Genomic DNA, 25,143 nt, shown 5'->3' with positions numbered 1-25,143 from the left:
GCGCGATGCCGCGAGGGGCCGGAGGCCGGAAGGCTGGGCCGCATGTTCGTGGCATGGAGAGACCTGAGATTCGCCAAGGGGCGATTCACCCTGATGGGCACGGTGATCGTGCTCATCACCCTGCTCGTCGGGCTGCTGTCCGGGCTGACCGCCGGACTCGCGCGCGAGAACATCTCGGCGATCACCGGCCTCCCGGCCGACCGGCTCGCCTTCGCCGCGCCGCCCGCCGGCCAGTCGGTCTCCTTCACCAACTCGACCGTGACCGAGAGCCAGTGGCGGCGGTGGGCGGAGCGGCCCGGCGTCGCGAGCGCGCGGCCGCTGGGCATCCGTACGCTCAACGGCGCCGCCGGGGACCGCACGGCCGCCGTCTCCGCGTTCGGCACGGAGCCGTCGGCGGGCCTGGCGCCGGAGAGCGGGCGGCTCGGGCCCGGCCGGGTCGTCCTCTCGGCCTCCGCGGCCGGGGAACTGGGCGTCGGCGTGGGCGGTGCCGTGCGCCTCGGCCCGCTGGAGGCCACGGTGGCGGCCGTCGCGGGCGACGCCTCGTACAGTCACACGCCCGTCGTCTGGACCTCTCTCGACGACTGGCAGAAGCTCGGGCACGACGGCACGACCCCGCAGGAGCAGGCGACGGTCGTCGCGCTGGACGTCGCGGACGACGCCGGCCTCGGAGCGGGTGACGCGGCGCTCGGCACCGAGTCGCGGACGATCGACGAGGCGCTCACCGCCATAGGGTCGTACCAGGCCGAGAACGGCTCGCTGCAGCTGATGCGCGGCTTCCTCTTCGCCATCTCGGCGCTCGTCATAGGGGCCTTCTTCACCGTCTGGACGATCCAGCGGAGCGGTGACGTCGCCGTGCTGAAGGCGCTCGGCGCCTCGACTCCGTACCTGCTGAGGGACGCGCTCGGGCAGGCCGTCCTGATGCTGACGGCGGGCACCCTGCTCGGCACCGCCCTGGCGGTAGGAGCGGGCGTGCTGATCAGCGGCGGGAACGTGCCCTTCGTGCTCGAACCGCTGACCGTGCTCGGGCCGGCGGCCGTGATCATCGTCCTCGGTGTCCTCGGCGCCGCCCTGTCCATCCGGCGGATCACCGCCGTCGACCCTCTGACCGCGCTCGGGAGCGCCCGATGACTCTGCTGCTGGACGACGTGACCCTGACGTACCCCGACGGCGACGGGCGCCTGACGGCTCTCGACGCGGTCTCCCTGGCGGTCCCGGCCGGCCGCGTGACGGCGGTCGTCGGACCCTCCGGTTCCGGCAAGTCCAGCCTGCTGGCGGTCGCCGCGACGCTCGTGACCCCGGACCGGGGACGGGTCGTCGTGGCCGGTACGGAGACGGGGGCGCTGGACCGGTCGGAGCGGGCGGCGCTGCGGCGGGAGCGGATCGGGATCGTGTTCCAGCAGCCGAACCTGCTGCCGTCGCTGACGGCCGTGGAGCAGCTGCAGGTGATGGCTCACCTGTCGGGAGCGAAGCCGCAGGCGGTACGGGAGCGGGCCCTGGCACTCCTGGACGCCGTCGGCCTGGCGGACCTGGCGGCCCGCCGTCCGCACCAGCTGTCCGGAGGGCAGCGGCAGCGGGTCAACATCGCACGGGCGCTGATGAACGAGCCGTCGGTGCTGCTGGTGGACGAGCCGACGAGCGCGCTGGACCACGAGCGGGGCGGGGCGGTGATGGACCTGCTGGTCGCGCTGACGCGGGAGCGGGGGACGGCGACGGTCCTGGTGACGCACGACGAGGGGCACGCGGGGCGAGCGGACGACGTGGTGCGGGTGGAGGACGGCCGCGTCTAGTTCCGCTGGGGCTGGGGTCCCCCCCGGACGGTCCTGGGGGAGGGCGGGCACAACCCGACGACGGGGGCCGCACGTGGGTACCGCGGGCACGCGAGCCCGGGCCCGGCAAGGGCGCCGTCCGTCGTGCCCGCCCGCCCCGGCGGAACGAATGCCCACAACGGGGCTTACGCCGTGCCGTTGCCTGCGGTGTTCGCGAGCGCCGTCGAGAGTTCCTGCGCCACCTCCTGGAGGATCGGCACGATCTTCTCCGTCGCCGCCTCCGTCACCCGTCCCGCCGGTCCCGAGATCGAGATCGCCGCCGCGGTCGGGGAGTCGGGGACCGAGACCGCGAGGCAGCGGACTCCTATCTCCTGCTCGTTGTCGTCGACCGCGTACCCCGCGTCCCGCACCACCGCGAGCGCGTCCAGGAAGCCCTCGGGCGTGGTGATCGTCTTCTCCGTCGCCGCCGGCATTCCCGTACGGGCCAGCAGCGCCCGTACCTCGTCCGCCGGCGTGTACGCCAGCAGCGCCTTGCCCACGCCCGTGGAGTGCGGCAGCACGCGCCTGCCGACCTCGGTGAACATGCGCATCGAGTGCTTGGACGGCACCTGCGCGACGTACACGATCTCGTCGCCGTCGAGCAGCGCCATGTTCGCGGTCTCGCCCGTCTCCTCGACGAGCCGCGCGAGGTACGGCCGGGCCCAGGTGCCGAGCAGCCGGGAGGCCGACTCGCCGAGGCGGATGAGACGGGGGCCGAGCGCGTACCGGCGGTTGGGCTGCTGGCGTACGTAGCCGCAGGCCACCAGCGTGCGCATCAGTCGGTGGATGGTCGGCAGCGGCAGTCCGCTGCTGGCGGAGAGCTCGCTCAGCCCGACCTCGCCCCCGGCGTCGGCCATCCGCTCCAGGAGATCGAAGGCACGCTCGAGGGACTGGACGCCACCGCTCGCGGCGGCGGGCTTGGCGGCGTCGGTGGTGCTGGCGCTGGACGTCGGCACGTCAAGGTCCTTTCGGGGCAGGCGGGCAAGGCAGCAGCCTACCGGGCCGTCCGGTCGGACACACGGTCCCGGTCCCGGTGTACGGGCCGGTCAGGGGGGTGTTTGTCCGGTGTCGGCGGCTGCCCGACGGCGTCCGCCTCCACCCAGCCTGTACGGAGCTACGTTCTACTGTACGAAATTCTCATTCCACTTCATGGAAACATCCAAGTGGGGTGCGGCGCGAGTCGGGGCGACGGGGTCATGCTGGAAGTGCACCCTTGACGCCATGTCGTCCCGAGTGAAGACTCCTTCAACAGTTCGTTGAAATTCTGCTGGAAAGGGGTACGGGTGGACGTCAACCTGGTACTGCGCTCGACTCGCGTCATCACCCCCGAGGGGACGCGGCCCGCGTCGATCGCCGTCTCCGGCGGGACCATCGCCGCGGTACTGCCGTACGACGCCGAGGTACCGGCCGGTGCCCGGCTGGAGGACGTCGGCGACGACGTCGTGCTCCCCGGGCTCGTCGACACCCACGTCCATGTGAACGACCCCGGCCGCACCGAGTGGGAGGGCTTCTGGACCGCCACCCGCGCCGCGGCCGCCGGTGGCATCACCACGCTCCTCGACATGCCGCTGAACTCGCTCCCGCCGACCACCACGGTCGACCACCTGCGCGTCAAGCAGGACGTCGCCCGCGCCAAGGCGCACATCGACGTCGGCTTCTGGGGCGGAGCGCTGCCCGACAACGTCAAGGACCTCCGCCCGCTGCACGACGCCGGTGTCTTCGGCTTCAAGTGCTTCCTGTCGCCCTCGGGCGTGGAGGAGTTCCCCGAGCTCGACCAGGAGCAGCTGGCGAACTCGCTCGCGGAGATCGCCGGCTTCGACGGCCTGATGATCGTGCACGCCGAGGACCCGCACCACCTGGCCGCGGCGCCGCAGAGGGCCGGCGGCAAGTACGCCGACTTCCTCGCCTCCAGGCCGCGCGACGCCGAGAACACGGCGATCCAGAACCTGGTCGACCAGGCCCGCCGGCTCAACGCCCGCGTCCACGTCCTGCACCTCTCCTCCTCCGACGCGCTTCCGCTGATCCGCGCGGCGAAGGCCGAGGGCGTCAAGATCACGGTCGAGTCCTGCCCGCACTTCCTCACGCTCACCGCCGAGGAGGTCCCGGACGGGGCGACCGAGTTCAAGTGCTGCCCGCCGATCCGCGAGGCCGCCAACCAGGACGCGCTGTGGGAGGGGCTCGCGGACGGGACGATCGACTGCATCGTCTCCGACCACTCGCCCTCCACCGCCGACCTCAAGACCCCGGACTTCGCCTCCGCCTGGGGCGGCATCTCCTCCCTCCAGCTCGGCCTGCCCGCCATCTGGACCGAGGCCCGCCGCCGCGGCCACGACCTGACCGACGTCGCCCGCTGGATGTCAGAGGGCCCCGCCCGGCTCGCCGGCCTGGAGCGCAAGGGCGCCATCGAGGCCGGCCGCGACGCCGACTTCGCCGTCCTCGACCCCGAGGCGACGTTCACCGTCGACCCGGCCGAGCTGGAGCACCGCAACCGGGTCACCGCCTACGCGGGCCGGACCCTGCACGGTGTCGTGACGTCCACCTGGCTGCGCGGAGAGCGCATCGCCGACCGCGGCACCCTGGCCGAACCCTCCGGCCGCCTCCTCGAAAGGACCAACTGAACCGTGACCGGCATACCCTCCTTCACCGGCGACGCCAGCCCCTTCGGCGGCGGTGACCCGTACGCCGACTACCGCACCGCGGACTTCCCGTTCACGCAGTACGCGGACCTGGCCGACCGCCGCCTCGGCGCCGGTGTGATCGCCGCCAACGACGAGTTCTTCGCCGAGCGCGAGAACATGCTCAAGCCCGAGGCCGCCGAGTTCGACCCCGAGCACTTCGGGCACAAGGGCAAGATCATGGACGGCTGGGAGACCCGCCGCCGCCGTGGCGTCTCGGCCCAGGAGCCCCACCCGACCGCCGAGGACCACGACTGGGCGCTCGTACGCCTCGGCGCCCCCGGCGTCGTCCGCGGCATCGTCGTCGACACCGCGCACTTCCGCGGCAACTACCCGCAGGCCGTCTCGGTCGAGGCCACGTCCGTCGCCGGCTCGCCGTCGCCCGAGGAGCTCCTCGCGGACGACGTGAAGTGGACGACCCTCGTCCCGCGCACCGCCATCGGCGGCCACGCCGCCAACGGCTTCGCCGTCGATGTCGAGCAGCGCTTCACCCACCTGCGCGTCAACCAGCACCCCGACGGCGGCATCGCACGCCTTCGCGTGTACGGAGAGGTCGCCCCGGACCCGCGCTGGCTCGGCGTCCTCGGCACCTTCGACCTCGCGGCGCTGGAGAACGGCGGCCAGGTCGAGGACGCCTCCGACCGCTTCTACTCCCCGGCGACCAACACCATCCAGCCGGGCCGCTCCCGCAAGATGGACGACGGCTGGGAGACGCGGCGCCGCCGCGACAAGGGCAACGACTGGATCCGATACAGCCTGGCCGCCGAGTCCGAGATCCGCGCCGTCGAGATCGACACCGCGTACCTCAAGGGCAACAGCGCGGGCTGGGCGGCGCTGTCCGTCGCCGCCGAGGGCTCCGAGGACTGGACCGAGATCCTGCCCCGGACGCGCCTCCAGCCCGACACCAACCACCGCTTCGTGCTGGACACGCCGGCGGTCGGCTCCCGGGTCCGGATCGACATCTACCCCGACGGCGGCATCTCCCGCCTCCGCCTCTTCGGTTCGCTCACCGAGGAGGGCGCGGCGCGCCTGACGGCACGCCACCAGGAACTGGGCGGGTAACGACACCCCGCCCGGCCCGCGAGGGCGCACCGGCCGACAGCACCGGCGCGCCCTCGCGAACCCCCTTGTCTTCTGGGCTCGGTTCTCCTCCGGGCGCCTGAGCCGGGCTCACGACCCCGACCGTGCTCGCCTCCCTCGTTCCCCGGGAGGCTCCGCGCGCTCGGAGTCGTTCCCCCGGCGCGCCCTTCGGCTCACTCGCCGGCTCCCGGGGGGCGCGGGCGTCTCCATCACCACGTACGAACTGGCGGGCCGCCCCGAGTACGGCAGCTACGTCTGAGGCCCGTGGAAAGGTGTAGCGACCACCCGTCTTCCCGGGTACGGTGATCGTCCCGCGTGCGAGCCGCCGAAGTCTCCACACCGTCCGACGTGTTGGAGCAGGCCCACGATGTCCTCGATCGCCGCCTCCGTACCCTTCCGCGCCCCGCGCCGCGCCTGGCTCACCGACCTTCCGGTCCTTCTCGTCGCCGTGGTCTGGGGCGCCAGCTACCTCGCGGCCAAGGGCATCACCACCACCCACACGGTCGTCGCCGTTCTCGTCCTGCGGTTCGCCGTCGTCCTGCCCGCCCTCGCCGTCGCCGGATGGCGGGGGCTGCGAGCCCTGGACGCGGCCCAGTGGCGGGGCGCGGGCCTCCTCGGGCTGATCCTCAGCGGAGTCTTCCTTCTGGAGACCTACGGCGTCGTCCACACCTCCGCCACCAACGCCGGCCTGATCATCAGCCTCACCATGATCCTCACGCCGCTCGCCGAGGCCGCCGTCACCGGAGTCCGGCCGCCCCGCGCCTTCCTGGGCGCCGCCGCGCTCTCCGTCGCCGGCGTGGTGCTCCTGACCCAGGGCGGCGGCTTCACCGCCCCGTCCCTCGGTGATCTGCTCATGCTCCTCGCCGCGCTCGCGCGGACCGCGCACGTCCTGGCGATGTCCCGGATAGGGTCCGTCCGGAGCGCCGACGCGCTCTCGCTCACGACCGTCCAACTCGGCTCCGCCGTCGCCGTCTTCGCCCTGCTCGCCACCCTCCCCGGCACCGGCGCGTCCCCCTGGTCCGTGGCGCTCGGCTTCGGCCCGCGCGAATGGGCCGGGCTGCTCTTCCTCTCCGTCTTCTGCACGCTCTTCGCCTTCTTCGTGCAGATGTGGGCCGTCCGCCGCACCTCCCCTTCCCGGGTCAGCCTTCTGCTCGGAACGGAACCGCTGTGGGCCGCCGCCGCGGGCATCGCGATCGCCGGCGACCGCCCCGGCGTCCTCGGCCTCGCGGGCGCCATCCTCGTTCTGGCCGGGACCAGTTGGGGCCGACGCGCGGCCGACGTGGGCGCCCGGTAGGTTCTTGCCCCATGCGCTCACTGCCGTACGACATAGAATTCCGGAGCCGCGCCCGGCGTACCCAGGGGTGGGGACTCGGGCTGCTGGCCCTCGCCGGACTGATGTGGATCTGGTTCGCGGTGCTGCTCTTCACGCCGTACTCGCCCGAGGAGTCCAACCACGAGTGCATGTCCCGCTTCAGCAGCGAGAACCTCCACAACGGATCCAGCGGCTGTGTGGCGGAACGCGACTGGCCCGAGTTGCTCGCCGTGCTCGGTGGATCGATCCCCTTCGCGGTGATCGGCGGCGTCCTCTACACCAGCGGCTCCGTCTCGCACCGGATGGCCGAGCACCTCGCCGAGGTCACCCGACTCAACGAGGCCTCCCGCTGACCCTCGTCACGTGCGGCGGGTCGTGTCCGCGATCATCACGATCACGAAGCCGACGACCGCGATCACGACGTTCGCGAACAGCGCCTTGTCCTCCAGGAACCACACGTTCTCCGTCAGGGCCCGGGTGAACCCCATGAACGGGAACCAGCCCGTCAGCTCGCGCACCACCCCCGCGATGCCGCCGACCAGCACCACACCGCCCACGAACTCCAGAATCTTCTTCATGGGACCGATCATGGTCCCGGGCGCCCGCCGCCCGCGTCGGTCCACGGGACAGAGTGGGTGCTACCGAAGTCTCGGACCGTGCGACTTTGGTAGCTTCCGGCCCTCAGTGACCGGCCGCGCGCCTCTGACGTGCGTACTTTGGTGCTTATGACACGTACGGACCCCAACGCCTGGCTGCTGCCCTCGGCCATGGCCGACCCCGCGGCCTCCGGTGAGCCCGGACGCAGGCCGCGGCGGACCGTACGGGACTGGGTCGTCGACAGCGTTCTCTTCCTCTGCGCCGCCTTCGTCGGGCTCCTCGCCGCCGAGACCAGCGACCAGTACAACAGCGAGGCCGTCGCCTTCGCCGACCAGCTCGTCGGCGCCGCGGCCTGCTGCGCCCTGTGGCTCCGCCGCCGGTGGCCGGTCGGCCTCGCCGTCGCGCTCTCCCTCGTCAGCGTCGTCGCGCCCGTCGCCGGGGGCGCCTTCCTCGTGAGCCTGTTCAGCGTCGCCGTCCGACGGCCCTTCCGCGAGATCGCCTGGATCGGCGCGCTGGCCGCCGCCTGCAACGTCGCCCAGGTCTTCGTACGCCCGGACCCCGCCACCGGGACCCTCCTCGGGATCGCCATCGGCCTCATCCTGATCCTGCTGATGACCGCCTGGGGCATGCTCGTACGCTCCCGGCGCCAGCTCGTCGAGGCCCTGCGCGAGCGCGCCCGGCGCGCCGAGGCCGAGGCGGAGCTGCGCGCCGAGCAGGCGCAGCGGCTCGCCCGCGAGGCCATCGCCCGCGAGATGCACGACGTGCTCGCCCACCGCCTCACCCTGCTCAGCGTGCACGCAGGAGCGCTGGAGTTCCGCCCCGGCGCCCCGCCCGAACAGGTCGCGCGCGCCGCGGGCGTCATCCGCGACAGCGCCCACGAGGCGCTCCAGGACCTCCGGCAGATCATCGGCGTGCTGCGCACCCCCGGCGAAGCCGCGGACGGCGACCGGCCCCAGCCCACGCTCGCCACCCTCGACGCGCTGGTCGCCGAGTCCCGCGAGGCCGGGGCGAAGGTCGTCCTCGACTCCACGATCGACGATCCGGACGCGGTCCCCGCCGCCACCGGCCGCACCGTCTACCGCATCGCCCAGGAGGGCCTCACCAACGCCCGCAAGCACGCACCGGGCGCCGAGGTCACGCTCACCGTGCGCGGCCGTCCCGGCGACGGGCTGACCGTCGAGGTCCGCAACCCGGCCCCCGCCGGCCCCGTCCCGCACGTCCCCGGCTCCGGCCAGGGCCTCATCGGCCTCACCGAGCGCGCCACCCTCGCCGGCGGGCGGCTGGACCACGGTCCGGCCCCCGACGGCGGGTTCGCCGTGCACGCCTGGCTACCGTGGCCCTCATGACCATCCGGCTGCTCATCGTCGACGACGACCCCCTGGTCCGCGCGGGCCTCACCCTGATGCTCGGCGGCGCCGAGGACATCGAGATCGTGGGGGAGGGCACCGACGGGCGGGGCGTACCGGAACTCGTCGCCCGACTCGCCCCGGACGTCGTCCTCATGGACATCCGGATGCCGCACGTCGACGGCCTCACCGCCACCGAACTCCTGCGGGCCCGCCCCGAGGCACCCGAGGTCGTCGTCCTCACCACCTTCCACGCCGACGAACAGGTCGTACGGGCCCTGCGGGCCGGCGCGGCCGGATTCGTCCTCAAGGACACGCCTCCCGCCGAGATCGTCGCCGCCGTGCGCCGCGTCGCGTCCGGTGACCCCGTGCTCTCCCCGGCCGTCACCCGCCAGCTGATGAGCCATGTCGCGGAGCGGCCCGAGCAGTCCCGGAGCGCGACGGCCGCGGGCCGGATCGCCGAACTCGCCCAGCGCGAACGCGAGGTGGCCGTCGCCGTCGGCCAGGGCCGGTCCAACGCGGAGATCGCCGCCGCGCTCTACATGAGCGTGCCGACGGTCAAGACCCACGTCTCGCGGATTCTCGCCAAGCTCGACCTCAACAACCGTGTCCAGATCGCCCTCCTGGTCCACGACGCGGGGCTCCTCGACGACGGGGAGGCTTAGGGCACCGGAACGGGGCCGCCTAGGCTGAGGCGATGTCCACCATCGAACTGGGGGAGTGGGGCGCGGACTTCACCGCGAATCCGTATCCCTACTACGCGAAGCTCCGTGAGAGCGGTCCCGTCCACCACGTCCGCATGCCCGACGGCTGGGAGTTCTGGCTCGTCGTCGGACACGAGGAGGGGCGCGCGGCCCTCGCCGATCCCCGCCTGGTGAAGTCGCCCTCCATCGTCGGCGTCACTCCGGTCGACGAGGAGGTCATCGGCCCCAATCTGCTCGCCGTCGACGCACCGGACCACACCCGGCTGCGCAAGCTCGTGACCCGCGAGTTCACCGGCCGGCGGGTGGAGGCGCTGCGCCCCCGCGTCCAGGAGCTCGCCGACGAGCTGGCCGACGCGATGGCGCCGGCCGGGCGGGCCGACCTCGTGGACTCCTTCGCGTTCCCGCTGCCCATCACCGTCATCTGCGAGCTCCTCGGCGTCCCGGCGGCCGACCGCGACTCGTTCCGCCGCTGGTCGAACGAGCTGGTGGCGCCGACCGGGGGGACGCCCGAGCGGGAGGTCGTCGAGGGCTTCGGCGCCTACCTCGACGAGCTCATCGAGGACAAGCGCGCCTCCCGGCCCACGGACGACCTGCTCTCCGCCCTGATCACCACCCGCGCCGAGGACGGCGACGCGCTGTCCCTCCCCGAACTGCGGGGAATGGCCTATCTGTTGCTCATCGCGGGGCACGAGACCACCGTCGGTCTGATCACCAACACCGTGCGGGCACTGTTCGCCCACCCCGATCAACTCGCCGACCTCCGTGCCGATTTCGGGCTCATCGACGGGGCGGTCGAGGAGGGGCTGCGCTACGACGGCCCCGTCGAGTCCTCCACCTTCCGGATCGCCAAGGAGGCGATCACCGTGGGCGACACCGCCATCCCGGCGCTCTCGCCCGTCTTCGTCTCCCTCGCGGCGACGGACCGCGACCCGACGCGCTTCCCCGAACCGGACCGCTTCGACATCCGCCGCGAACCGCGCGGCCATCTGGCCTTCGGACACGGCCTCCACTACTGTCTCGGCGCGCCGCTCGCCCGCCTGGAGGGCGGCATCGCGATCCGGACACTCCTGGAGCGCTTCCCGCGGCTGGAACTCGACCCCGAGGGCGCCCCCTGGGAGTGGATGCCAGGCCTCCTCGTCCGCGGTGTCCGCCGCCTTCCCGTCCGGTGGTGACCCGATGACCGATCCGTCGAACCGACTCGACCTCGACCTCGCGCGGAAGGTCCTGGACGCCCAGCCGTTCAGCCGCCTCGTCGGAGCCCGGATCACCGCCTTCGGCGACGGCGGAACCACCCTGGAGGTGGACCTCCGCGAGGAGCTCCGGCAGCAGAACGGTTTCGCCCATGGCGGGGTGCTCTCGTACGCCGCCGACAACGCGCTCACCTTCGCGGCCGGCACGGCGCTCGGCCCCGCCGTCCTGACCGCCGGCTTCTCCATCCAGTACGTCCGTCCCGCCCGCGGCCGGACGCTCGTCGCCCGCGCGAGCGTGGTCCACGCGGGCCGACGACAGGCGGTGGTGCGGTGCGATCTGCTGACCGTGGACGAGGAGGGTGGCGAGACGCTGTGCGCGGTGGCGCAGGGGACGGTGCTCTCCGCGACCGGCTGACGGCCGGCGGGGCCGTCGGGACGGCGGGGCCCGGCCGCCCGCCGCACCCCTCCGCCCCGCCGGACAGCCCTCGGACGGTCCCTACGACGGGATCTCGTCCAGCGCCACCGGCCGGTGTTCGCGCCGGGAGCGCTCGCACGCCTCGGCGACCCGGAGCGCCTGAAGCGCCTCCCGGCCGTCGCAGGGGTTGGCCGCCTCGCCGCGCACCAGCCGTACGAACGCGTCCAGCTCGGCCTCGTACGCGGGGGCGAACCGGTCGAGGAACCCGGGCCAGGGCTTGACCGGCGCGGGCGGCCCCGCCGCCTCCACCGAGGTCAGCGGGGTCCGGTCGTCCAGCCCCACCGCGATCTGGTCCCGCTCGCCGGCCAGCTCCATGCGTACGTCGTAGCCGGCGCCGTTGCACCGGGTCGCCGTCGCCGTCGCCAGCGTGCCGTCGTCCAGGGTGAGCAGCGCGGCCGCCGTGTCGACGTCGTCCGCGACGCGGAACATCGCCGGGCCGGCGTCCGAACCGGTGGCGTACACCTCGACGACCTCGCGCCCTGTCACCCAGCGCAGTATGTCGAAGTCGTGCACCAGGCAGTCCCGGTAGAGGCCGCCGGAGAGCGGCAGATACGAGGCGGGCGGCGGGGCGGGGTCCGAGGTCGCCGCCCTCACGGTGTGCAGGCGGCCGAGGCGCCCGGACCGTACGGCCTCACGGGCCGCCCCGTACCCGGCGTCGAAGCGGCGCATGAATCCGAGCTGGAGCTCCGTGCCCGCGGACTCGACCGCCCGCAGCGCGCCGAGCGTCCCCGGCACGTCCAGGGCGATGGGCTTCTCGCAGAAGGCCGGGAGCCCGGCGCCGGCCGCGCGGACGATCAGCTCGGCGTGGGCCGCGGTGGCGGAGGTGATGACGACCGCGTCGAGAGCGTGGCCGAGGAGCGCGTCCACGGTGGGTGCCACGGTGGCGCCGAGCGCCCCGCCGACCCGGGCCGCCCGGGTGGTGTCCGCGTCCGCCACGACCAGCGACTCGACCTCCGGGTGGCGGGCGAGCACGCCCGCGTGGAAGGCCCCGATACGACCCGTTCCGATCAGTCCGATACGCATGGCCCCAAGGTGGTGCCGGACGGTCACCCTGTCAAGGATTTGTCAGGACAATCGGACTTCACCACTTCCTGTCATCATCTCCTGGGGCTACGCTCCCGAGCGTGTCCAAGCCGTCGTCGTCCGCCGCCTCGCCACCCCTCTCCGTGGACCGCACCAGTCCGGTACCGCTCTACTACCAGCTCGCCCGGCAGCTGGAAGCGGCCATCGAGAACGGGGCCCTGGCCCCCGGCAGCCTGCTCGGCAACGAGATCGACCTCGCCACCCGGCTCGGTCTGTCCCGCCCCACGGTCCGGCAGGCCATCCAGTCCCTCGTCGACAAGGGCCTCCTGGTTCGCCGACGGGGGGTCGGCACCCAGGTCGTGCACAGCCAGGTCCGGCGCCCGCTCGAGCTCAGCAGCCTCTACGACGACCTGGAGGCCGCGGGCCAGCGCCCCGCCACCCGGGTCCTCGTCGACCGCGTCGAACCCGCCGCCGCCCGGGTCGCCGCCGCCCTCGGCGTACCGGAGGGCACCGACGTCCGCTACGTGGAGCGGCTCCGTACGGCGCACGACGAGCCCATGGCGTACCTGCGCAACCACCTCCCGGCCGGACTGCTCGACCTGGACGCCGGCAGTCTGGCGACGACCGGCCTCTACCGGCTGATGCGCGGCGCCGGTATCACTCTGCACAGCGCCCGGCAGACCGTCGGCGCCCGCTCCGCCACGGCCGCCGAGGCGGAGCTGCTCACCGAGGCCGAGGGAGCGCCGCTGCTCACGATGGAACGCACCACCTTCGACGACACGGGGCGGGCGGTCGAGTTCGGCTCCCACCTCTACCGGGCCTCGCGGTACTCCTTCGAGTTCCAGCTGCTGGTCCGCCCCTGACCCACTGACGTCCGCGCGATCCCCATGACCGATACTGCAATGCACGCAGAAGGACACAAAGGAGGGCACGGCCTCGTGACCAGGCTTCGGACAGGAGGGGTACGCGCCGCAGTCGGCGCCGTGCTCGCGGTGGCGCTCACCGCCGCACTCGCGGGGTGCAGCAGCACCGGCGGGAAGCGCGCGGAGGACGCCCGCAAGGCGGCCGCGGCCCAGGGGAAGGCGGCCGTGAACACCCCCCGGTGGACCTTCGCCATGGTGACCCACTCGGGAGACGGCGACACCTTCTGGGACATCGTCCAGAACGGCGCCGAGCAGGCCGCCGTCAAGGACAACATCAACTTCCTCTACGCCCACAGCGACGAGGCGCAGCAGCAGGCCCAGCTCGTCGACTCGTACATCGCCAAGGACGTCGACGGACTCATCGTCACCCTCGCGAAGCCCGACGCGATGAAGGCCGCCGTGGAGAAGGCCGTCAAGGCCGGCATCCCGGTGATCACCGTCAACTCCGGCTCCGAGCAGTCCAAGGCCTTCGGCGCGCTCACGCACATCGGCCAGGACGAGACCGTCGCCGGCGAGGCCGTCGGTGAGGAGCTCGACAAGCGCGGGAAGAAGAAGGCCCTGTGCGTCCTGCACGAGCAGGGCAACGTCGGACACGAGCAGCGCTGCGCCGGAGCGAAGAAGACGTTCGGCGGCGACCTGCAGAACCTCTACGTCGACGGCACCAACATGCCCGACGTCCAGGCTTCCATCGAGGCCAAGCTCCAGGCCGACCCGGCCATCGACTCCGTGGTCACCCTCGGGGCGCCCTTCGCGGACGCCGCCGTCCAGGCGAAGAAGACCGCGGGCTCCGAGGCCGAGGTCGACACCTTCGACCTCAACGCGAAGGTCGCCTCCGCGCTCGCCGCCGGCACCCTCGGCTTCGCCGTGGACCAGCAGCCCTACCTCCAGGGGTACGAGGCCGTCGACCTGCTCTGGCTGTACCGGTACAACGCCGACGTCCTGGGCGGCGGCAAGCCGGTCCTGACCGGCCCCCAGATCATCACCAGGGACGACGCCGAGGCGCTGAAGGGCTACACGGAACGGGGCACCCGGTGAGCGCGACCGCCCCCACCGGCGACGGCCTCGACCACGTCGACGAGCGGCTGCTGCGCACCTCCCCGCTGAGGAAGCTCCTGGCCCGCCCCGAGCTCGGCTCCGTCGTCGGCGCCGCCGCCGTCTTCGTCTTCTTCTCGCTGGTCGCCGACGGCTTCCTGCGCGCCTCCAGCCTCGGCACGGTCTTCTACGCGGCCTCCACCATCGGTATCATGGCGGTGCCCGTCGCGCTGCTGATGATCGGCGGCGAGTTCGACCTGTCGGCCGGCGTGATGGTCACCACCTCGGCGCTGGTCTCGTCGATGTTCAGCTACCAGATGACCGCCAACGTCTGGGTCGGCGTCGGCGTCTCGCTGCTGGTCACCCTCGCCATCGGCGTCTTCAACGGCGTCATGCTGACGCGGACGAAGCTGCCGAGCTTCATCATCACCCTCGGCACGTTCCTGATGCTGACCGGCCTGAACCTCGGCTTCACCAAGCTGATCAGCGGCACGGTCTCCACCAAGTCGATCGCCGACATGGAGGGCTTCCCCTCCGCCAGGAAGCTCTTCGCCTCCCAGCTGACCATCGGCGGCGTCGACCTCAAGGTCACCATCCTGTGGTGGATCGGCCTGGTCGCCGTCGCCACCTGGATCCTGCTGCGCACCCGCTTCGGCAACTGGATCTTCGCCGTCGGCGGCAACGCCGACGCGGCCCGCGCGGTCGGCGTCCCGGTCGTCAGGACGAAGATCGGCCTCTACATGGGCGTGGCCTTCTGCGCCTGGATCTCCGGCCAGCACCTGCTCTTCTCCTTCGACGTCGTCCAGTCCGGAGAGGGCGTCGGGAACGAGCTGATCTACATCATCGCGGCCGTCATCGGCGGCTGCCTGATCACCGGCGGATACGGCTCCGCCATCGGCTCGGCGGTCGGCGCGTTCATCTTCGGCATGACCAGCAAGGGGATTGTCTACGCGGAGTGGAACCCGGACTGGTTCAAGTTCTTCCTGGGAGCGATGCTCCTCCTCGCGACCCTGCTGAACGCCTGGATCCGCCGGCGTGTGGAGGCAACGAAGTGACCACCCCCGAGACCACCGCCCCGGCCGCGTCCCCGGACCCGGGCTCCGCGCTCGTCGAGCTCGACGACGTCAGCAAGTACTACGGCAACATCCGCGCCCTCGAAGGGGTCTCCCTGGAGGTCCACGCGGGGGAGATCACCTGCGTCCTCGGCGACAACGGAGCCGGCAAGTCCACCCTCATCAAGATCATCGCGGGGCTGCACCGGCACGACGCCGGAACGTTCCGCATCGAGGGCGAGGAGGTCTCCCTCGCCAACCCGCGCGCGGCCCTGGACCTCGGCATCGCCACCGTCTACCAGGACCTGGCCGTCGTCCCCCTCATGCCGGTCTGGCGGAACTTCTTCCTCGGTTCCGAGCCCACCAAGGGCGCCGGCCCCTTCAAGCGCCTCGACGTCGAGCTGATGCGCGAGACCACCCGCACCGAGCTGCTGCGCATGGGCATCGACCTGCGCGACGTCGACCAGCCCATCGGCACCCTCTCCGGCGGTGAGCGCCAGTGCGTGGCCATCGCCCGCGCCGTGTACTTCGGCGCCAAGGTCCTCGTCCTGGACGAGCCGACCGCCGCCCTCGGCGTCAAGCAGTCCGGAGTGGTCCTGAAGTATGTGGCCGCGGCCCGTGACCAGGGCCTCGGAGTGGTCCTCATCACCCACAACCCGCACCACGCCTATCTCGTAGGCGACCGATTCGTCCTGCTCAAGCGCGGTGTCATGGCGGGCAGCCACACCAAGGATTCGGTCACCCTGGACGAGTTGACCCGGCAGATGGCGGGCGGCAGCGAGCTGGAGGACCTCCGCCACGAGCTGGAGCGCCCCGCCTCTTCGTAACGGCCCCCCGACACCGCACCTGGCAGAATCGAGCCGATGAGTACCTACCGCGACTTCGCCAACCGGGGCTCCGCACGGGCCACGGTGCTGCGGACCGTCGGTACCCGGGAGCGGCGCTCGCACCTCACCGCGCCCCGGGTGCCCACCGTCGGCATCGACATCGGCGGTACGAAGGTGATGGCGGGGGTCGTCGACGCGGACGGCGTGATCCTGGAGAAGATCCGCACCGAGACGCCGGACAAGTCCAAGAGCCCCAAGGTCGTCGAGGACACCATCGTCGAACTGGTCCTCGACCTCTCCGACCGGCACGACGTGCACGCCGTCGGCATCGGCGCGGCCGGCTGGGTCGACGCCGACCGCGCCACCGTCCTCTTCGCCCCGCACCTCGCCTGGCGCAACGAGCCCCTGCGCGATGCGCTGCAGTCCCGGCTCGCCGTCCCCGTGATGGTCGACAACGACGCCAACACGGCCGCCTGGGCCGAGTGGCGCTTCGGCGCCGGACGCGGCGAGGACCACCTCGTCATGATCACGCTCGGCACCGGCATCGGCGGCGCGATCCTGGAGGGCGGGCAGGTCAAGCGCGGCAAGTACGGGGTGGCCGGCGAGTTCGGCCATATGCAGGTCGTCCCCGGCGGACATCGCTGCCCCTGCGGCAACCGCGGCTGCTGGGAGCAGTACAGCTCCGGCAACGCCCTGGTCCGCGAGGCCCGTGAGCTGGCCGCCGCCGACTCCCCGGTCGCGTACAACATCATCGAGCGGGTCAAGGGCAACGTCCCGGAGATCACCGGCCCGCTCATCACCGAGCTGGCCCGCGAGGGCGACGCCATGTGCGTCGAGCTGCTCCAGGACATCGGCCAGTGGCTCGGCGTCGGCATCGCCAACCTCGCCGCCGCCCTGGACCCCTCCTGCTTCGTCATCGGCGGAGGCGTCAGCGCCGCCGACGACCTGCTGATCGGCCCGGCCCGGGACGCCTTCCGGCGTCATCTCACCGGCCGCGGCTACCGCCCCGAGGCCCGGATCGCCAAGGCCCAGCTCGGCCCCGAGGCCGGCATGGTCGGCGCCGCCGACCTGGCCCGGCTCGTCGCCCGCCGCTTCCGCCGCGCCAACCGGCGCCGGGTCGAGCGCTACGAACGGTACGAGCGCTACGCGCAGGCCCTGCGCAACGGCACCGTCCCACGCACCTCCTCCCGCACCACCCAGGACCCGCCGTCATGACCGTCCCCTCCCCGACCACCTCTCCCGAACAGAGCCCGAAGATGCCGGAGGACCGACGCCACATGATCCGCCGCCGCTGGCTGACGGCGATCATCATCGTGCTGCTCGTCGGCATCCCCGCCGGATACCTCGTGATCTCCGCCGGACAGAGCCGCGACAGCGGCCGCGACAAGGAGCGCGAGTCCTCCGCCACCGGTCTGCGCGAGAACTGGCCCTCGCTGATGAAGCGCCGCGTCTTCGAGGTCCCGATCCCGCAGGGCAGCACGGGCGTCGCCTACTACGAGACCAGCAACTGGAAGACGAGCCGGCTGTACGTCCAGTTCACGACGAGCGCGGGACGGCTCGACGCCTTCCTGAACGAGATCGGCTCCAGCCGCTCCGCACTGGCCCCGGGCGAGGTCACCGTCAGCGACCGTGACGCCGACATCGTCGGCTGGGACTTCTCCGGGGACGGCACCTGGTCGGGCACGACCGTCAGCCGGGACAAGCCGCGCCCCCACGAGGCCGTCACCGTCGACCTCAGCGACCCCGCGGCCCCCACGGTGTACGTGGTCTCCACGACGACCCCCTGACGCACGCGGCACCACGAGGCACCCGTACGCCAGGGATGCCGACGACGCACAGGCCGGCCCGACGGATGTCCCGTCGGGCCGTTCTGCTCGGCGGCCCGTGCCGCCCGCCATGGCTACGGGGCGGGGGAGGAACCCGGCTCCGTCGCGGTGACGGCCGAGGCGGGGCAGACACCGGCGGCGACGCGGACGGCGGCGTGGTGCTCCCGCGGCGGCCGGGCGTCCAGCAGTGTGACCAGACCCTCGTCCTCGTCCTGGTCGAAGACCTCAGGGGCGGTCAGGGCGCACATCCCGGCCCCGAGGCAGCGGTCGCGATCGATGCGGACGTCCATGGGATCAGCTCTCGTCCCACGTGACCGGCAGCCGGTGCACGCCGTAGATGTTCATGTCCGTCCGCAGCGGCACCTCCGCGGCCGGCACGTCGAGGCGCAGCGTGGGGAACCGCCTCAGCAGCGCGGGCAGCGCCACGGTCATCTCGACGCGGGCCAGTTGCTGGCCGAGGCACTGGTGGATGCCGTGTCCGAAACCCAGGTGCCCGGTGGCCTTGCGGTGCACGTCGAGCCGGTCGGGGTCGGGGAACCGCTCAGGGTCCCGGTTGGCGGCCTCCAGCGACAGCGTGACGCTCTCGCCGGCCTTGATGAGCCGGCCCTCCAGCTCGACGTCCTCGAGCGCCGACTTCATGGTGGTGTGGGCGACGGTCAGGTAGCGCATCAGCTCCTCGACCGCCTGCGGGGCGAGTTCCGGATCCGTACGCACCGCCTCGGCCTGGGCCGGGTTGCCGAGCAGCGCGAACGTCCCGTGGGCGATCATGTTGGCGGTGGTGTCGAGCCCGGCGGCGAGCAGGAAGCCGCCGACGCCGACGAGTTCCTCGTCGGTGAGGTCGGAGTCCTGGGCGAGGTCGCCGAGCAGGTCGTCGGAGGGCTCGGCGCGCTTGGCGGCGACCAGCTGGGCCATGTACTCCTCGAGTCCGGTGAACGCGGCGTACTGCTCCTCGGGCGTCACGTCCCTGGACATGAGCGTGTGGGCGTGGTTCTGGAAGCGCTCGCGGTCGGCGTAGGGGACACCGAGCAGCTCGCAGATCATCAGCGCGGGCAGCGGGCGGGCGAACGCCTCGACCAGGTCGGTCCCGGGGCCGCTCCGCTCCATGGCGTCCAGATGCTCGGCGGTGATCTCCGCGACCCGGTCGGAGAGCTGCCGCATCCTCCGGACGGTGAACTTGCCGGTCAGGAGCCGCCGGAGGCGGGTGTGCCCGGGCGCGTCCATCCCGGTCATGTCACCGACCGGGGCAGGCGGCAGCGGGGCCTCGGGGCCGCCGGGGAAGGGGTAGTGCAACAGCTCGTACCGTGAACTGAAGCGGGGGTCGCCCATGATGGCGCGGACCGTGGCGTGGCCGGTCGCCAGCCAGCCGACGTGCCCGTCGGGGTACGTCATCCGGGCCAGCGGGCTCGCCTCGCGCAGCTCCGCCAGTCCGGCGGGCGGGTCGAAGGGGCAGCCCGCGCTGCGCTGCGTGGGGAGGGTGACGGGCTCGGTGTGGGCGAGAGGTTCGTGCGGCAAGGTGTCCTCCGGTAAGGGTGGTGAACGGTGTTTCATCGATGCAGTGGTGACGGGTGATCAGGCGCGGCGGACCACGATGTCGCCGACGCCGGTACGGGCGTGGATCTCGACGGTCTCGTCGGTCGTGGCGGGACCCTCGGCCGCGTCGAGCGCGTTGCGGACGGTTCCGATCCGGGAGTTGACGTCCAGCCAGGCGGCGGTGGACCGGCGGATGCCGATCTCGACGTTGCCGGCGGAGGTCCGGAGCTGGACGACACCCCGGGCCACCTCGCCCACCCGGATGCTTCCGTTGGCGGCCTTGGCCTCGACGGAGGCGTGGGCGACGCCGACGGTGAGGCCGCCGTTGGAGGACCGGGCTGTCAGATCACCGGTGATCTCGCCGATCGCGGTGTCGCCGTTGCTGTTCGCGATCGCGGCAGCGCCCGTGATCTCCCCGATCGCGATCCGGCCCGCCCCCTGGATCTCGGCCTTGCCGACGGCCCGCTCGACGGTGATGCTGCCGTGACCGGTGCGCAGGTCCGTGTCGCCCGCCTCGGCGAGCCGGATGTCGCCGAGTGAGGTCGTGACCCGGCAGGCCCCGAGCGGGCCTTCGCAGGTGTAGTTCCCCATGGGAGAGGTGCTCCGCAGGTGCGAGCCCGCGGGCAGTTCGACGGTCACGTCGATCGATCCGTGTCTCCCGAACAGGGACCTGTTCCTGGGCCCCTTCACGGTCAGGACACCGTCCGCGTATGTGACTTCGGTCTGTTGGGCCGCTCTGACGTCGGCCTCCGCGGAGTCGTTGCTCGGCCGGACCTCGACGACCGTGCTCGCGCGCTTGCCGGCGGCGATCCGCACGTCCCCGACCTCGAACCGGAGGGACGCGGTGATCGGCTGGGGCGTGTCGTAAGAAGGCATGACTGTCTCTTTTCTCCGGGCTCTGTCGGGTGGTTCCGCGCGGGCGGGGTGGCGCCATCGGTGCCACTCATGGCGTCATGGTCGGTCTGCGTAACGGCGAGCGCCGGTGACGCCCGTGAGCGCACGGCGGTGCCGGTGTCCCTGACGGCTCAGGTCCATGGAGAAAGAGTGGCACCAGATTGGCGCCATTGCAAGTTCAATGTTGGCGCGTGATGGCGCCAGATCGGGCCGTGTGGCGTCATGCGGGGTCGAGTCACCGCTGCCGCTCCTGAAATGCCTGGTCGGAGCGGGGTTCAAGATCATATGGTCGGGTCGTGACCCAGGAACCACTCACCAACTCCCCGTCTGCCGCGCCGTTTCCGCCGGTACTGACCCGTCATGCCGAGGCCGAGACCAGTGCGGACCCCAGCAGCGTGATGACGCTGCTCGCCGACTCGGACCACACCGCCGACGGCTTCACCAGCTACCGGTCCACCTTCGCCAAGGGCACCGTCGGCGCGCCCGCCCACTTCCACGCCAAGGCGACGGAGCTGTTCTTCGTCATCAGCGGGGCCCTCCAGGTGCTGGTGGGCGAGGAGGTCACCGTGCTGGAGGCGGGCGACTTCCTGGCGGTGCCGCCCCACACCCCGCACGCCTTCGCCGCGGCGCCCGGCCGTGAGGCCGACGTCCTGTTCGTGTTCACTCCGGGCATGGCCAGGTTCGACTACCTGCGCCTCCTCGGCCGCGTCATGCGGGGAGAGGCCGACTTCAAGGAGATCGCCGACTCCGCCGAGCGGTTCGACAACCACTATGTCGACAGCCCCGCCTGGCGGGCCGCCCTGGAGGCGTCGGCGTGATCGACTCCACCGTGAAGATCCGTGTGGCCCGGCCCTCGCGGGACCTCGCCGCCGCCGAACGCTTCTACGTGGACGGCCTCGGCCTGGACGTCCTCTGGCGCACGACCGAGCGCCGTCCGGGCGAGCACGACCTGCTGATGGTCGGCCCGCCCGACGGCGCCTGGCACTTCGAGCTGACGCACGATCCCGAGCGGCCCCTGGAGCCGACCCCGACGGTGGACGACCTGTTCGTCGTCTACCTCGGCGAGCCGGTGGAGGCGTCGCGTATCGACCGTCTGGTGGCGGCCGGCGGGACCCGCGTCGCGGCGCACAACCCGTACTGGGACGAGTACGGCGTCACGATCGCCGACCCGGACGGCTACCGCCTGGTGCTGTGCTCCCGTACCTGGGGCTGACGGTGTCAACCGGTCCGCGAGCCGGAGCCCGCATGACGCTTCTCGGCGTCGGCGTCGGACCCGGCGCCGGCCTCGCCGCCGGGTGAGGGGAGTTCCGCGCCGAACACCTCGGCGGCGCGCTCCAACCGGATGGCGTCCAGTGCGCGGGACTGTTCTTCGGCACGGGTGAGGAGCCGGTCGAGCTGTGCGCCGTCGGGACCGGAACCGGTCTCGGCGAGCGCGCGCAGAGCCCGCCAGCACGCCGCCTTGCCCTCGACGCCGATGAGCATCGCCTCGAGCTCCAGCACGTCGCTGAGCGGGGAGCGGGAGAACAGCCTGCCGTTCAGCTTGAGCCGTCCCGCCTTCTCCCCGATCCGGCCCACGATCTCGCGCAGCGGCCTCACGGGAACGTCGAGGTCGCGCATGATGCGGCGCAGGCTCCGCTGGTCCTCCTCGATCTGGCGGGCCAGTGCGTCGAGCACCGGACCCGATCCCGTACGGCGCTGACGGTCGGCGATGCGGTGGATCAGCCGTACGCCGGCGGCCGAGCCTGTGAGGTGATCGTTCAAGTACACGGTGAGGAGAGGTTCCGACCGGGTCTCGGGCTTCTCGCGCATGGCACTGCCTCCGTTCCGGGCCCTTCACGCGCTTCGTGCCCCAGCGACTCTCCGCTTTCCGTCAGGCGAAACCAACGCGGTCCCCGTACGGCCGCGTTTGCGGACGGCAGGAGAGGACAGGCGCGATGAGCAGCGCTTTGACCCGTTCGAGAGAGGCGATCATGACCGCGTTCACCACCCTCACAGCGACACCCGCTCTCGCATCGGCAGGATCCAACGCCGTGCTCTTCGCCGTCGTCCTCGGCGTGGTGGTCGTCGCACTTCTCATCGGCGCGTTCTGGTGGGGCAGCCGCCGCGTCGCGCGCCGGCGCCGGCCGGTCGGCGACCCCGCGCAGGCGCACCCCGAAGCCGCCCGCGACGACTCGTGGACCACCCCCGACGCCGACCCGGACCTCGGCGACTCCCGCCGCTGACGTCGGCCGTCGCGCCCGGCGCCGTACCGCCGCCGGATGGGTCCGGCGCCGAGGGGCGACGGGTCGCCTCGCTACCGGCGGCGGTAGAGCTCCCGGGCGCGCGCGGAGACTCCGGGCCCGTCCTCGTCCAGAGCGAGGAAGTGGTCCAGCTGCCAGGCCTGGGCCCGGCCGGCCTGGCTGTTCGTGGTGGTCACCCACGGCGGGTAGACGCGGAAGGCCCGCTTCCCGCCGGAGCCGTCGACCGACACGACGCCGCGCCCGCGGAGCACGTCCTTCGGGAAGACGAACTGGCCGAAGTGGCGCCCGTCGCGGCAGCTGATGACGAAGAGGTCGACGGCGTCCGCACTGTCGAAGGGCTGGATCGGCCTGCCGGGAGACCTCTTCCAGACGGTGACGAACTGGCCGATCTTGGTGGGGGTCGTCCGGGCGGCACGGAACCGGACGGAGAGCCCGTCGAGGGTGAAGGTGTGGGCGGCGTAGTCGGCGCTTTCGGGCTCGGGAACCGGCTGCGAGCAGGTGAACCCGCAAGGGTCGTAGACGAGTTCCTTCGCCGCGAGGAGATCACCGTGCGCCGGGGCCGTGTCCGACCACGGGTCGGAGGAGCAGGTGCGGTTCGCCGTCATTCGTCCACCCTGTCACAGCGAGGGTGAGGCCTCAGGCAGGGGGCCAGTCCCTCCCCGCGGTCGCCTCGCGTGCGCGGCGATGCCACTCCTCCTCCCCACCCGGCAGGGGCCAGGCCCAGGTGGGCTGCGTGGCCGTGTCCAGGGCGTGAAGACGGCGGACGAGCTCGGGGCCGGCGGTGGCGGCGCCGTCCGGGACGGTGGGCCCGTGGACGGCGCGGAGCCCGGCGAAGCGGGCCAGTTCGTCCGCGTAGGAGCCCACGGCCTCGTCGACCCGCACCGACCGGTCGTCGGGCGCCACCGTGCGGTGCAGCTGGAGCAGCGGGGGCTCCACGGACTCGGCGATCGCCGCGGCGAGCCTCGCATGACCGTCCAGGATCAGATGGCAGTCCAGACCGCTGACCCACCACAGCAGGACGGGCGGGACCGTCCCTTGACGGACCTGCTTGCGGTACGCCTTGACCCGGCTGTCGTCGGCGTCCGGCATCGGCCGCAGCGGAAAGACCTCCCACGCGATGGAGTGGACGTGCCAGTCGATGTATCCGTCCGGATGGCCCTCGACGAGCATCGAGCTCCAGTGCTCGGCGTGCGAGGTGCCGGGGTGGCGCCACTTCGGGAGCGGGCTCTCGGGCGAGAGCAGCCATCGGCCGTCGTGCAGCGGGCTGTCCGGCGCGTCGACGAGGTACCGCGCGAAGCGATGGGCCCACCGCTCGGGGCTGTCCGCCATCGCCCGCCCCGCATCGGCCCGGAGCGGCGGTACGCAGGAGCGGTACGCGTCGGTCCGCCAGAAGTCCACCCCCTGGAGGTGCTCGTCCACGTCGGCGAGCAGCACGGTCCGATCCTCCTGCGAGACCACCAGCCGCGACCGGGCACTCCACACCCCCAGCCCCGGCCGCGCACGCTCCCGCACGTCAAGCGCCAGCCCCACCCACGTACCGTCGCTCCGCGTGACCTCGCTGCGCTGCATGATCCGAGAGCGTACTCACCGGGCGGAGCCGACCCCCGGGCCCGAGCGAAATCGGATGGCGGGCCGCCGATGGCCGCTGCTACGTTCTCGGAGGCCGTGCGAGAGAACGAGGAGGTGGGACCCGTGGACGCAGTTTCGACGTGGGTGCTCTCCTTCGGGGTCACGGTCGGGCGGTAGGTCGTCCGGGAGCGCCGTTCCAGCGCATTCCCGAAAGGCACGACCATGCAGTTCACTTCCGAGCGGCGCCTCGATGACGGCGTCCTCCAGCGCGAGTTCACCCTCGGCGAGATCCCCGGCACCCTCTGGACGCCCGCATCAGCCGCGCCCGTGCCGCTGATCCTGATGGCCCACAACAACGGCCTGCCCAGGTCGGCCGACCGGCTGGTGGCCCGGGCGCGGCACTCCGCGGCGTGCGGATACGCGGTCGCCGCCATCGACGCACCCGGGTGCGGTGACCGGCCCCGATCCGCCGCCGACGAGCAGGCCCGCGCCGACATCCGCCGGGTGATGCGGGCCGGTGAGCCGGTCGACGACATCTTCGAGTCCTTCATCGGCCCGTTGGTCGAGAAGGCTGTCCCGGAATGGCGGACCACTCTGGACGCCCTCCTCGCCCTGCCCGGGATCGGCGGCCGGGTCGGTTACTCGGGGTGGGCCGCCGTCGGCATCCGCCTCGCGGCGGTCGAGCCGCGCATCGCGGCCGCCGGTCTCTTCGCCGGGGGTTACGTGCCCCGCGCCCAGCGCGAGGAGGCCCGGCAGGTCACCGTTCCGCTGCTGTTCCTGCTGCAGTGGGACGACGAGGGCAACCCGCGGCAGCGCGCCCTGGACCTCTTCGACGCCTTCGGCAGCAAGGAGAAGACGCTGCACGCCAACATGGGCGGACACGTCGGCACGCCGTGGTTCGAGGTGGAGGACGGGAACCGCTTCTACGACCGGCATCTGAGGTGAGGTCCGGCCGTCGGGCCGGCCACAACCACTGAGAGGGAAGCGCCGGTGCGGCCCATGCCGCCCGGCGTCCCGCCCGTTGCGTTCTGCCCCGATGGCCC

The 25,143-nt window shown here is 72.3% G+C and carries 29 protein-coding genes; 20 read left to right on the top strand and 9 right to left on the bottom strand.

The features are described 5' to 3' along the window. The first annotated feature begins 42 nt into the window (after positions 1 to 42). Positions 43 to 1,128, top strand: coding sequence for an ABC transporter permease (locus ACF1G2_RS05255; protein WP_391796934.1), 1,086 nt, complete (start codon positions 43 to 45; stop codon positions 1,126 to 1,128). Then, positions 1,125 to 1,787, top strand: coding sequence for an ABC transporter ATP-binding protein (locus ACF1G2_RS05250; protein WP_391796933.1), 663 nt, complete (start codon positions 1,125 to 1,127; stop codon positions 1,785 to 1,787). Before ACF1G2_RS05255 ends, ACF1G2_RS05250 begins: the two co-directional genes overlap by 4 nt. Before the next feature lie 164 nt (positions 1,788 to 1,951). On the opposite strand, the gene ACF1G2_RS05245 is transcribed toward ACF1G2_RS05250, so the two are convergent. Continuing rightward, positions 1,952 to 2,761 carry an IclR family transcriptional regulator gene (locus ACF1G2_RS05245; protein WP_391796932.1) on the bottom strand — a complete coding sequence of 270 codons (810 nt, stop codon included), beginning with the start codon at positions 2,759 to 2,761 and terminating at the stop codon, positions 1,952 to 1,954. Between the two features lie 327 nt (positions 2,762 to 3,088). Here ACF1G2_RS05245 and allB point away from each other — a divergent pair, with 327 nt between their 5' ends. The 4 genes from allB to ACF1G2_RS05225 all read left to right on the top strand — a co-directional run bounded on the left by allB (position 3,089) and on the right by ACF1G2_RS05225 (position 7,225). Continuing rightward, positions 3,089 to 4,423 (top strand): allantoinase AllB, encoded by a 1,335-nt coding sequence (gene allB / locus ACF1G2_RS05240; protein ID WP_391796931.1) that lies wholly within the window; start codon positions 3,089 to 3,091, stop codon positions 4,421 to 4,423. Between the two features lie 3 nt (positions 4,424 to 4,426). Continuing rightward, positions 4,427 to 5,542, top strand: coding sequence for an allantoicase (gene alc, locus ACF1G2_RS05235; protein ID WP_391796930.1), 1,116 nt, complete (start codon positions 4,427 to 4,429; stop codon positions 5,540 to 5,542). A 385-nt stretch (positions 5,543 to 5,927) separates the two neighbouring features. Beyond that, positions 5,928 to 6,854 (top strand): DMT family transporter, encoded by a 927-nt coding sequence (locus tag ACF1G2_RS05230; protein WP_391796929.1) that lies wholly within the window; start codon positions 5,928 to 5,930, stop codon positions 6,852 to 6,854. 11 nt (positions 6,855 to 6,865) lie between these two features. Further along, on the top strand, positions 6,866 to 7,225 hold the full coding sequence (locus ACF1G2_RS05225; protein ID WP_391796928.1) for a hypothetical protein: 360 nt from the start codon (positions 6,866 to 6,868) through the stop codon (positions 7,223 to 7,225). A 6-nt stretch (positions 7,226 to 7,231) separates the two neighbouring features. Here ACF1G2_RS05225 and ACF1G2_RS05220 read toward each other — a convergent pair whose 3' ends face one another. Further along, on the bottom strand, positions 7,232 to 7,450 hold the full coding sequence (locus ACF1G2_RS05220; RefSeq protein ID WP_391796927.1) for a hypothetical protein: 219 nt from the start codon (positions 7,448 to 7,450) through the stop codon (positions 7,232 to 7,234). A 147-nt stretch (positions 7,451 to 7,597) separates the two neighbouring features. Between ACF1G2_RS05220 and ACF1G2_RS05215 the strand changes: the two genes are divergently transcribed. Genes ACF1G2_RS05215 through ACF1G2_RS05200 form a run of 4 tightly spaced genes read left to right on the top strand, consistent with a single transcriptional unit; the run spans position 7,598 to position 11,124 of the window. Beyond that, positions 7,598 to 8,815: a sensor histidine kinase gene (locus ACF1G2_RS05215; protein ID WP_391796926.1), complete on the top strand. Its 1,218-nt coding sequence runs from the start codon at positions 7,598 to 7,600 to the stop codon at positions 8,813 to 8,815. Further along, complete coding sequence (locus ACF1G2_RS05210; RefSeq protein ID WP_391796925.1) at positions 8,812 to 9,480, top strand: response regulator; 669 nt, start codon at positions 8,812 to 8,814, stop codon at positions 9,478 to 9,480. The genes ACF1G2_RS05215 and ACF1G2_RS05210 overlap by 4 nt, the downstream gene beginning before the upstream one ends. A 32-nt stretch (positions 9,481 to 9,512) precedes the next feature. Beyond that, a complete protein-coding gene (locus ACF1G2_RS05205; protein WP_391796924.1) occupies positions 9,513 to 10,691 on the top strand; it encodes a cytochrome P450 in 1,179 nt (392 codons plus the stop codon). A 4-nt stretch (positions 10,692 to 10,695) separates the two neighbouring features. After that, positions 10,696 to 11,124 carry a PaaI family thioesterase gene (locus tag ACF1G2_RS05200; protein WP_391796923.1) on the top strand — a complete coding sequence of 143 codons (429 nt, stop codon included), beginning with the start codon at positions 10,696 to 10,698 and terminating at the stop codon, positions 11,122 to 11,124. Between the two features lie 81 nt (positions 11,125 to 11,205). Here ACF1G2_RS05200 and ACF1G2_RS05195 read toward each other — a convergent pair whose 3' ends face one another. Then, complete coding sequence (locus tag ACF1G2_RS05195; protein ID WP_391796922.1) at positions 11,206 to 12,207, bottom strand: Gfo/Idh/MocA family oxidoreductase; 1,002 nt, start codon at positions 12,205 to 12,207, stop codon at positions 11,206 to 11,208. A 143-nt stretch (positions 12,208 to 12,350) separates the two neighbouring features. On the opposite strand from ACF1G2_RS05195, the gene ACF1G2_RS05190 reads away from it, so the two are divergent. The 6 genes from ACF1G2_RS05190 to ACF1G2_RS05165 all read left to right on the top strand — a co-directional run bounded on the left by ACF1G2_RS05190 (position 12,351) and on the right by ACF1G2_RS05165 (position 17,828). After that, positions 12,351 to 13,070 carry a GntR family transcriptional regulator gene (locus tag ACF1G2_RS05190; protein ID WP_391797047.1) on the top strand — a complete coding sequence of 240 codons (720 nt, stop codon included), beginning with the start codon at positions 12,351 to 12,353 and terminating at the stop codon, positions 13,068 to 13,070. Between the two features lie 75 nt (positions 13,071 to 13,145). Further along, the gene (locus tag ACF1G2_RS05185; RefSeq protein ID WP_391796921.1) at positions 13,146 to 14,165 is read left to right on the top strand and encodes a sugar ABC transporter substrate-binding protein; all 1,020 of its coding nucleotides are present in this window, start codon (positions 13,146 to 13,148) and stop codon (positions 14,163 to 14,165) included. Further along, complete coding sequence (locus tag ACF1G2_RS05180; RefSeq protein ID WP_391796920.1) at positions 14,162 to 15,217, top strand: ABC transporter permease; 1,056 nt, start codon at positions 14,162 to 14,164, stop codon at positions 15,215 to 15,217. Before ACF1G2_RS05185 ends, ACF1G2_RS05180 begins: the two co-directional genes overlap by 4 nt. Next, positions 15,214 to 16,041 (top strand): ATP-binding cassette domain-containing protein, encoded by an 828-nt coding sequence (locus ACF1G2_RS05175; protein WP_391796919.1) that lies wholly within the window; start codon positions 15,214 to 15,216, stop codon positions 16,039 to 16,041. Before ACF1G2_RS05180 ends, ACF1G2_RS05175 begins: the two co-directional genes overlap by 4 nt. A gap of 36 nt (positions 16,042 to 16,077) precedes the next feature. Then, on the top strand, positions 16,078 to 17,256 hold the full coding sequence (locus ACF1G2_RS05170; protein ID WP_391796918.1) for an ROK family glucokinase: 1,179 nt from the start codon (positions 16,078 to 16,080) through the stop codon (positions 17,254 to 17,256). Continuing rightward, positions 17,253 to 17,828: a hypothetical protein gene (locus ACF1G2_RS05165; RefSeq protein ID WP_391796917.1), complete on the top strand. Its 576-nt coding sequence runs from the start codon at positions 17,253 to 17,255 to the stop codon at positions 17,826 to 17,828. Before ACF1G2_RS05170 ends, ACF1G2_RS05165 begins: the two co-directional genes overlap by 4 nt. A gap of 113 nt (positions 17,829 to 17,941) precedes the next feature. On the opposite strand, the gene ACF1G2_RS05160 is transcribed toward ACF1G2_RS05165, so the two are convergent. Genes ACF1G2_RS05160 through ACF1G2_RS05150 form a run of 3 tightly spaced genes read right to left on the bottom strand, consistent with a single transcriptional unit; the run spans position 17,942 to position 20,273 of the window. Further along, positions 17,942 to 18,157, bottom strand: coding sequence for a ferredoxin (locus ACF1G2_RS05160; RefSeq protein ID WP_391796916.1), 216 nt, complete (start codon positions 18,155 to 18,157; stop codon positions 17,942 to 17,944). Positions 18,158 to 18,161: 4 nt separating this feature from the next. Further along, entirely contained in the window at positions 18,162 to 19,379 is a 1,218-nt protein-coding gene (locus tag ACF1G2_RS05155; RefSeq protein WP_391796915.1) for a cytochrome P450, read from the bottom strand. Positions 19,380 to 19,436: 57 nt separating this feature from the next. Continuing rightward, the gene (locus ACF1G2_RS05150) at positions 19,437 to 20,273 is read right to left on the bottom strand and encodes a DUF4097 domain-containing protein (RefSeq protein ID WP_391796914.1); all 837 of its coding nucleotides are present in this window, start codon (positions 20,271 to 20,273) and stop codon (positions 19,437 to 19,439) included. Positions 20,274 to 20,587: 314 nt separating this feature from the next. Here ACF1G2_RS05150 and ACF1G2_RS05145 point away from each other — a divergent pair, with 314 nt between their 5' ends. Together ACF1G2_RS05145 and ACF1G2_RS05140 are read left to right on the top strand one after the other, a co-directional pair. Further along, positions 20,588 to 21,109: a cupin domain-containing protein gene (locus ACF1G2_RS05145; protein WP_391796913.1), complete on the top strand. Its 522-nt coding sequence runs from the start codon at positions 20,588 to 20,590 to the stop codon at positions 21,107 to 21,109. Continuing rightward, entirely contained in the window at positions 21,106 to 21,504 is a 399-nt protein-coding gene (locus ACF1G2_RS05140; protein ID WP_391796912.1) for a VOC family protein, read from the top strand. Before ACF1G2_RS05145 ends, ACF1G2_RS05140 begins: the two co-directional genes overlap by 4 nt. A gap of 5 nt (positions 21,505 to 21,509) precedes the next feature. Here the strand turns inward: ACF1G2_RS05140 and ACF1G2_RS05135 are convergent, their stop codons facing one another. Beyond that, positions 21,510 to 22,100, bottom strand: a complete 591-nt coding sequence (locus ACF1G2_RS05135) for a hypothetical protein (protein ID WP_391796911.1) — start codon at positions 22,098 to 22,100, stop codon at positions 21,510 to 21,512. A 125-nt stretch (positions 22,101 to 22,225) separates the two neighbouring features. Between ACF1G2_RS05135 and ACF1G2_RS05130 the strand changes: the two genes are divergently transcribed. Next, positions 22,226 to 22,513, top strand: a complete 288-nt coding sequence (locus ACF1G2_RS05130; RefSeq protein ID WP_391796910.1) for a DUF6479 family protein — start codon at positions 22,226 to 22,228, stop codon at positions 22,511 to 22,513. A 71-nt stretch (positions 22,514 to 22,584) separates the two neighbouring features. Here the strand turns inward: ACF1G2_RS05130 and ACF1G2_RS05125 are convergent, their stop codons facing one another. Next, positions 22,585 to 23,136, bottom strand: coding sequence for a MepB family protein (locus ACF1G2_RS05125; RefSeq protein ID WP_391796909.1), 552 nt, complete (start codon positions 23,134 to 23,136; stop codon positions 22,585 to 22,587). Positions 23,137 to 23,167: 31 nt separating this feature from the next. After that, positions 23,168 to 24,100, bottom strand: a complete 933-nt coding sequence (locus ACF1G2_RS05120) for a hypothetical protein (RefSeq protein ID WP_391796908.1) — start codon at positions 24,098 to 24,100, stop codon at positions 23,168 to 23,170. A 222-nt stretch (positions 24,101 to 24,322) separates the two neighbouring features. On the opposite strand from ACF1G2_RS05120, the gene ACF1G2_RS05115 reads away from it, so the two are divergent. Further along, the gene (locus ACF1G2_RS05115) at positions 24,323 to 25,045 is read left to right on the top strand and encodes a dienelactone hydrolase family protein (protein ID WP_391796907.1); all 723 of its coding nucleotides are present in this window, start codon (positions 24,323 to 24,325) and stop codon (positions 25,043 to 25,045) included. Positions 25,046 to 25,143 lie beyond the last annotated feature (98 nt).

This window comes from Streptomyces sp. NPDC013457 (assembly GCF_043089925.1).
Taxonomy (GTDB): domain Bacteria; phylum Actinomycetota; class Actinomycetes; order Streptomycetales; family Streptomycetaceae; genus Streptomyces.
This window is presented reverse-complemented; position numbering and strand designations above follow the sequence as displayed.

Coding starts and splice junctions, on each gene's coding strand:
- ACF1G2_RS05115 (WP_391796907.1), top strand. CDS start 24,323: ATGCAGTTCACTTCCGAGCGGCGCCTCGATGACGGCGTCCTCCAGCGC.
- ACF1G2_RS05150 (WP_391796914.1), bottom strand. CDS start 20,273: ATGCCTTCTTACGACACGCCCCAGCCGATCACCGCGTCCCTCCGGTTC.
- ACF1G2_RS05215 (WP_391796926.1), top strand. CDS start 7,598: ATGACACGTACGGACCCCAACGCCTGGCTGCTGCCCTCGGCCATGGCC.
- ACF1G2_RS05130 (WP_391796910.1), top strand. CDS start 22,226: ATGAGCAGCGCTTTGACCCGTTCGAGAGAGGCGATCATGACCGCGTTC.
- ACF1G2_RS05120 (WP_391796908.1), bottom strand. CDS start 24,100: ATGCAGCGCAGCGAGGTCACGCGGAGCGACGGTACGTGGGTGGGGCTG.
- ACF1G2_RS05255 (WP_391796934.1), top strand. CDS start 43: ATGTTCGTGGCATGGAGAGACCTGAGATTCGCCAAGGGGCGATTCACC.
- ACF1G2_RS05220 (WP_391796927.1), bottom strand. CDS start 7,450: ATGAAGAAGATTCTGGAGTTCGTGGGCGGTGTGGTGCTGGTCGGCGGC.
- ACF1G2_RS05225 (WP_391796928.1), top strand. CDS start 6,866: ATGCGCTCACTGCCGTACGACATAGAATTCCGGAGCCGCGCCCGGCGT.
- ACF1G2_RS05210 (WP_391796925.1), top strand. CDS start 8,812: ATGACCATCCGGCTGCTCATCGTCGACGACGACCCCCTGGTCCGCGCG.
- ACF1G2_RS05250 (WP_391796933.1), top strand. CDS start 1,125: ATGACTCTGCTGCTGGACGACGTGACCCTGACGTACCCCGACGGCGAC.
- ACF1G2_RS05195 (WP_391796922.1), bottom strand. CDS start 12,207: ATGCGTATCGGACTGATCGGAACGGGTCGTATCGGGGCCTTCCACGCG.
- ACF1G2_RS05170 (WP_391796918.1), top strand. CDS start 16,078: ATGAGTACCTACCGCGACTTCGCCAACCGGGGCTCCGCACGGGCCACG.
- ACF1G2_RS05125 (WP_391796909.1), bottom strand. CDS start 23,136: ATGACGGCGAACCGCACCTGCTCCTCCGACCCGTGGTCGGACACGGCC.
- ACF1G2_RS05165 (WP_391796917.1), top strand. CDS start 17,253: ATGACCGTCCCCTCCCCGACCACCTCTCCCGAACAGAGCCCGAAGATG.
- ACF1G2_RS05205 (WP_391796924.1), top strand. CDS start 9,513: ATGTCCACCATCGAACTGGGGGAGTGGGGCGCGGACTTCACCGCGAAT.
- ACF1G2_RS05160 (WP_391796916.1), bottom strand. CDS start 18,157: ATGGACGTCCGCATCGATCGCGACCGCTGCCTCGGGGCCGGGATGTGC.
- ACF1G2_RS05230 (WP_391796929.1), top strand. CDS start 5,928: ATGTCCTCGATCGCCGCCTCCGTACCCTTCCGCGCCCCGCGCCGCGCC.
- ACF1G2_RS05200 (WP_391796923.1), top strand. CDS start 10,696: ATGACCGATCCGTCGAACCGACTCGACCTCGACCTCGCGCGGAAGGTC.
- ACF1G2_RS05135 (WP_391796911.1), bottom strand. CDS start 22,100: ATGCGCGAGAAGCCCGAGACCCGGTCGGAACCTCTCCTCACCGTGTAC.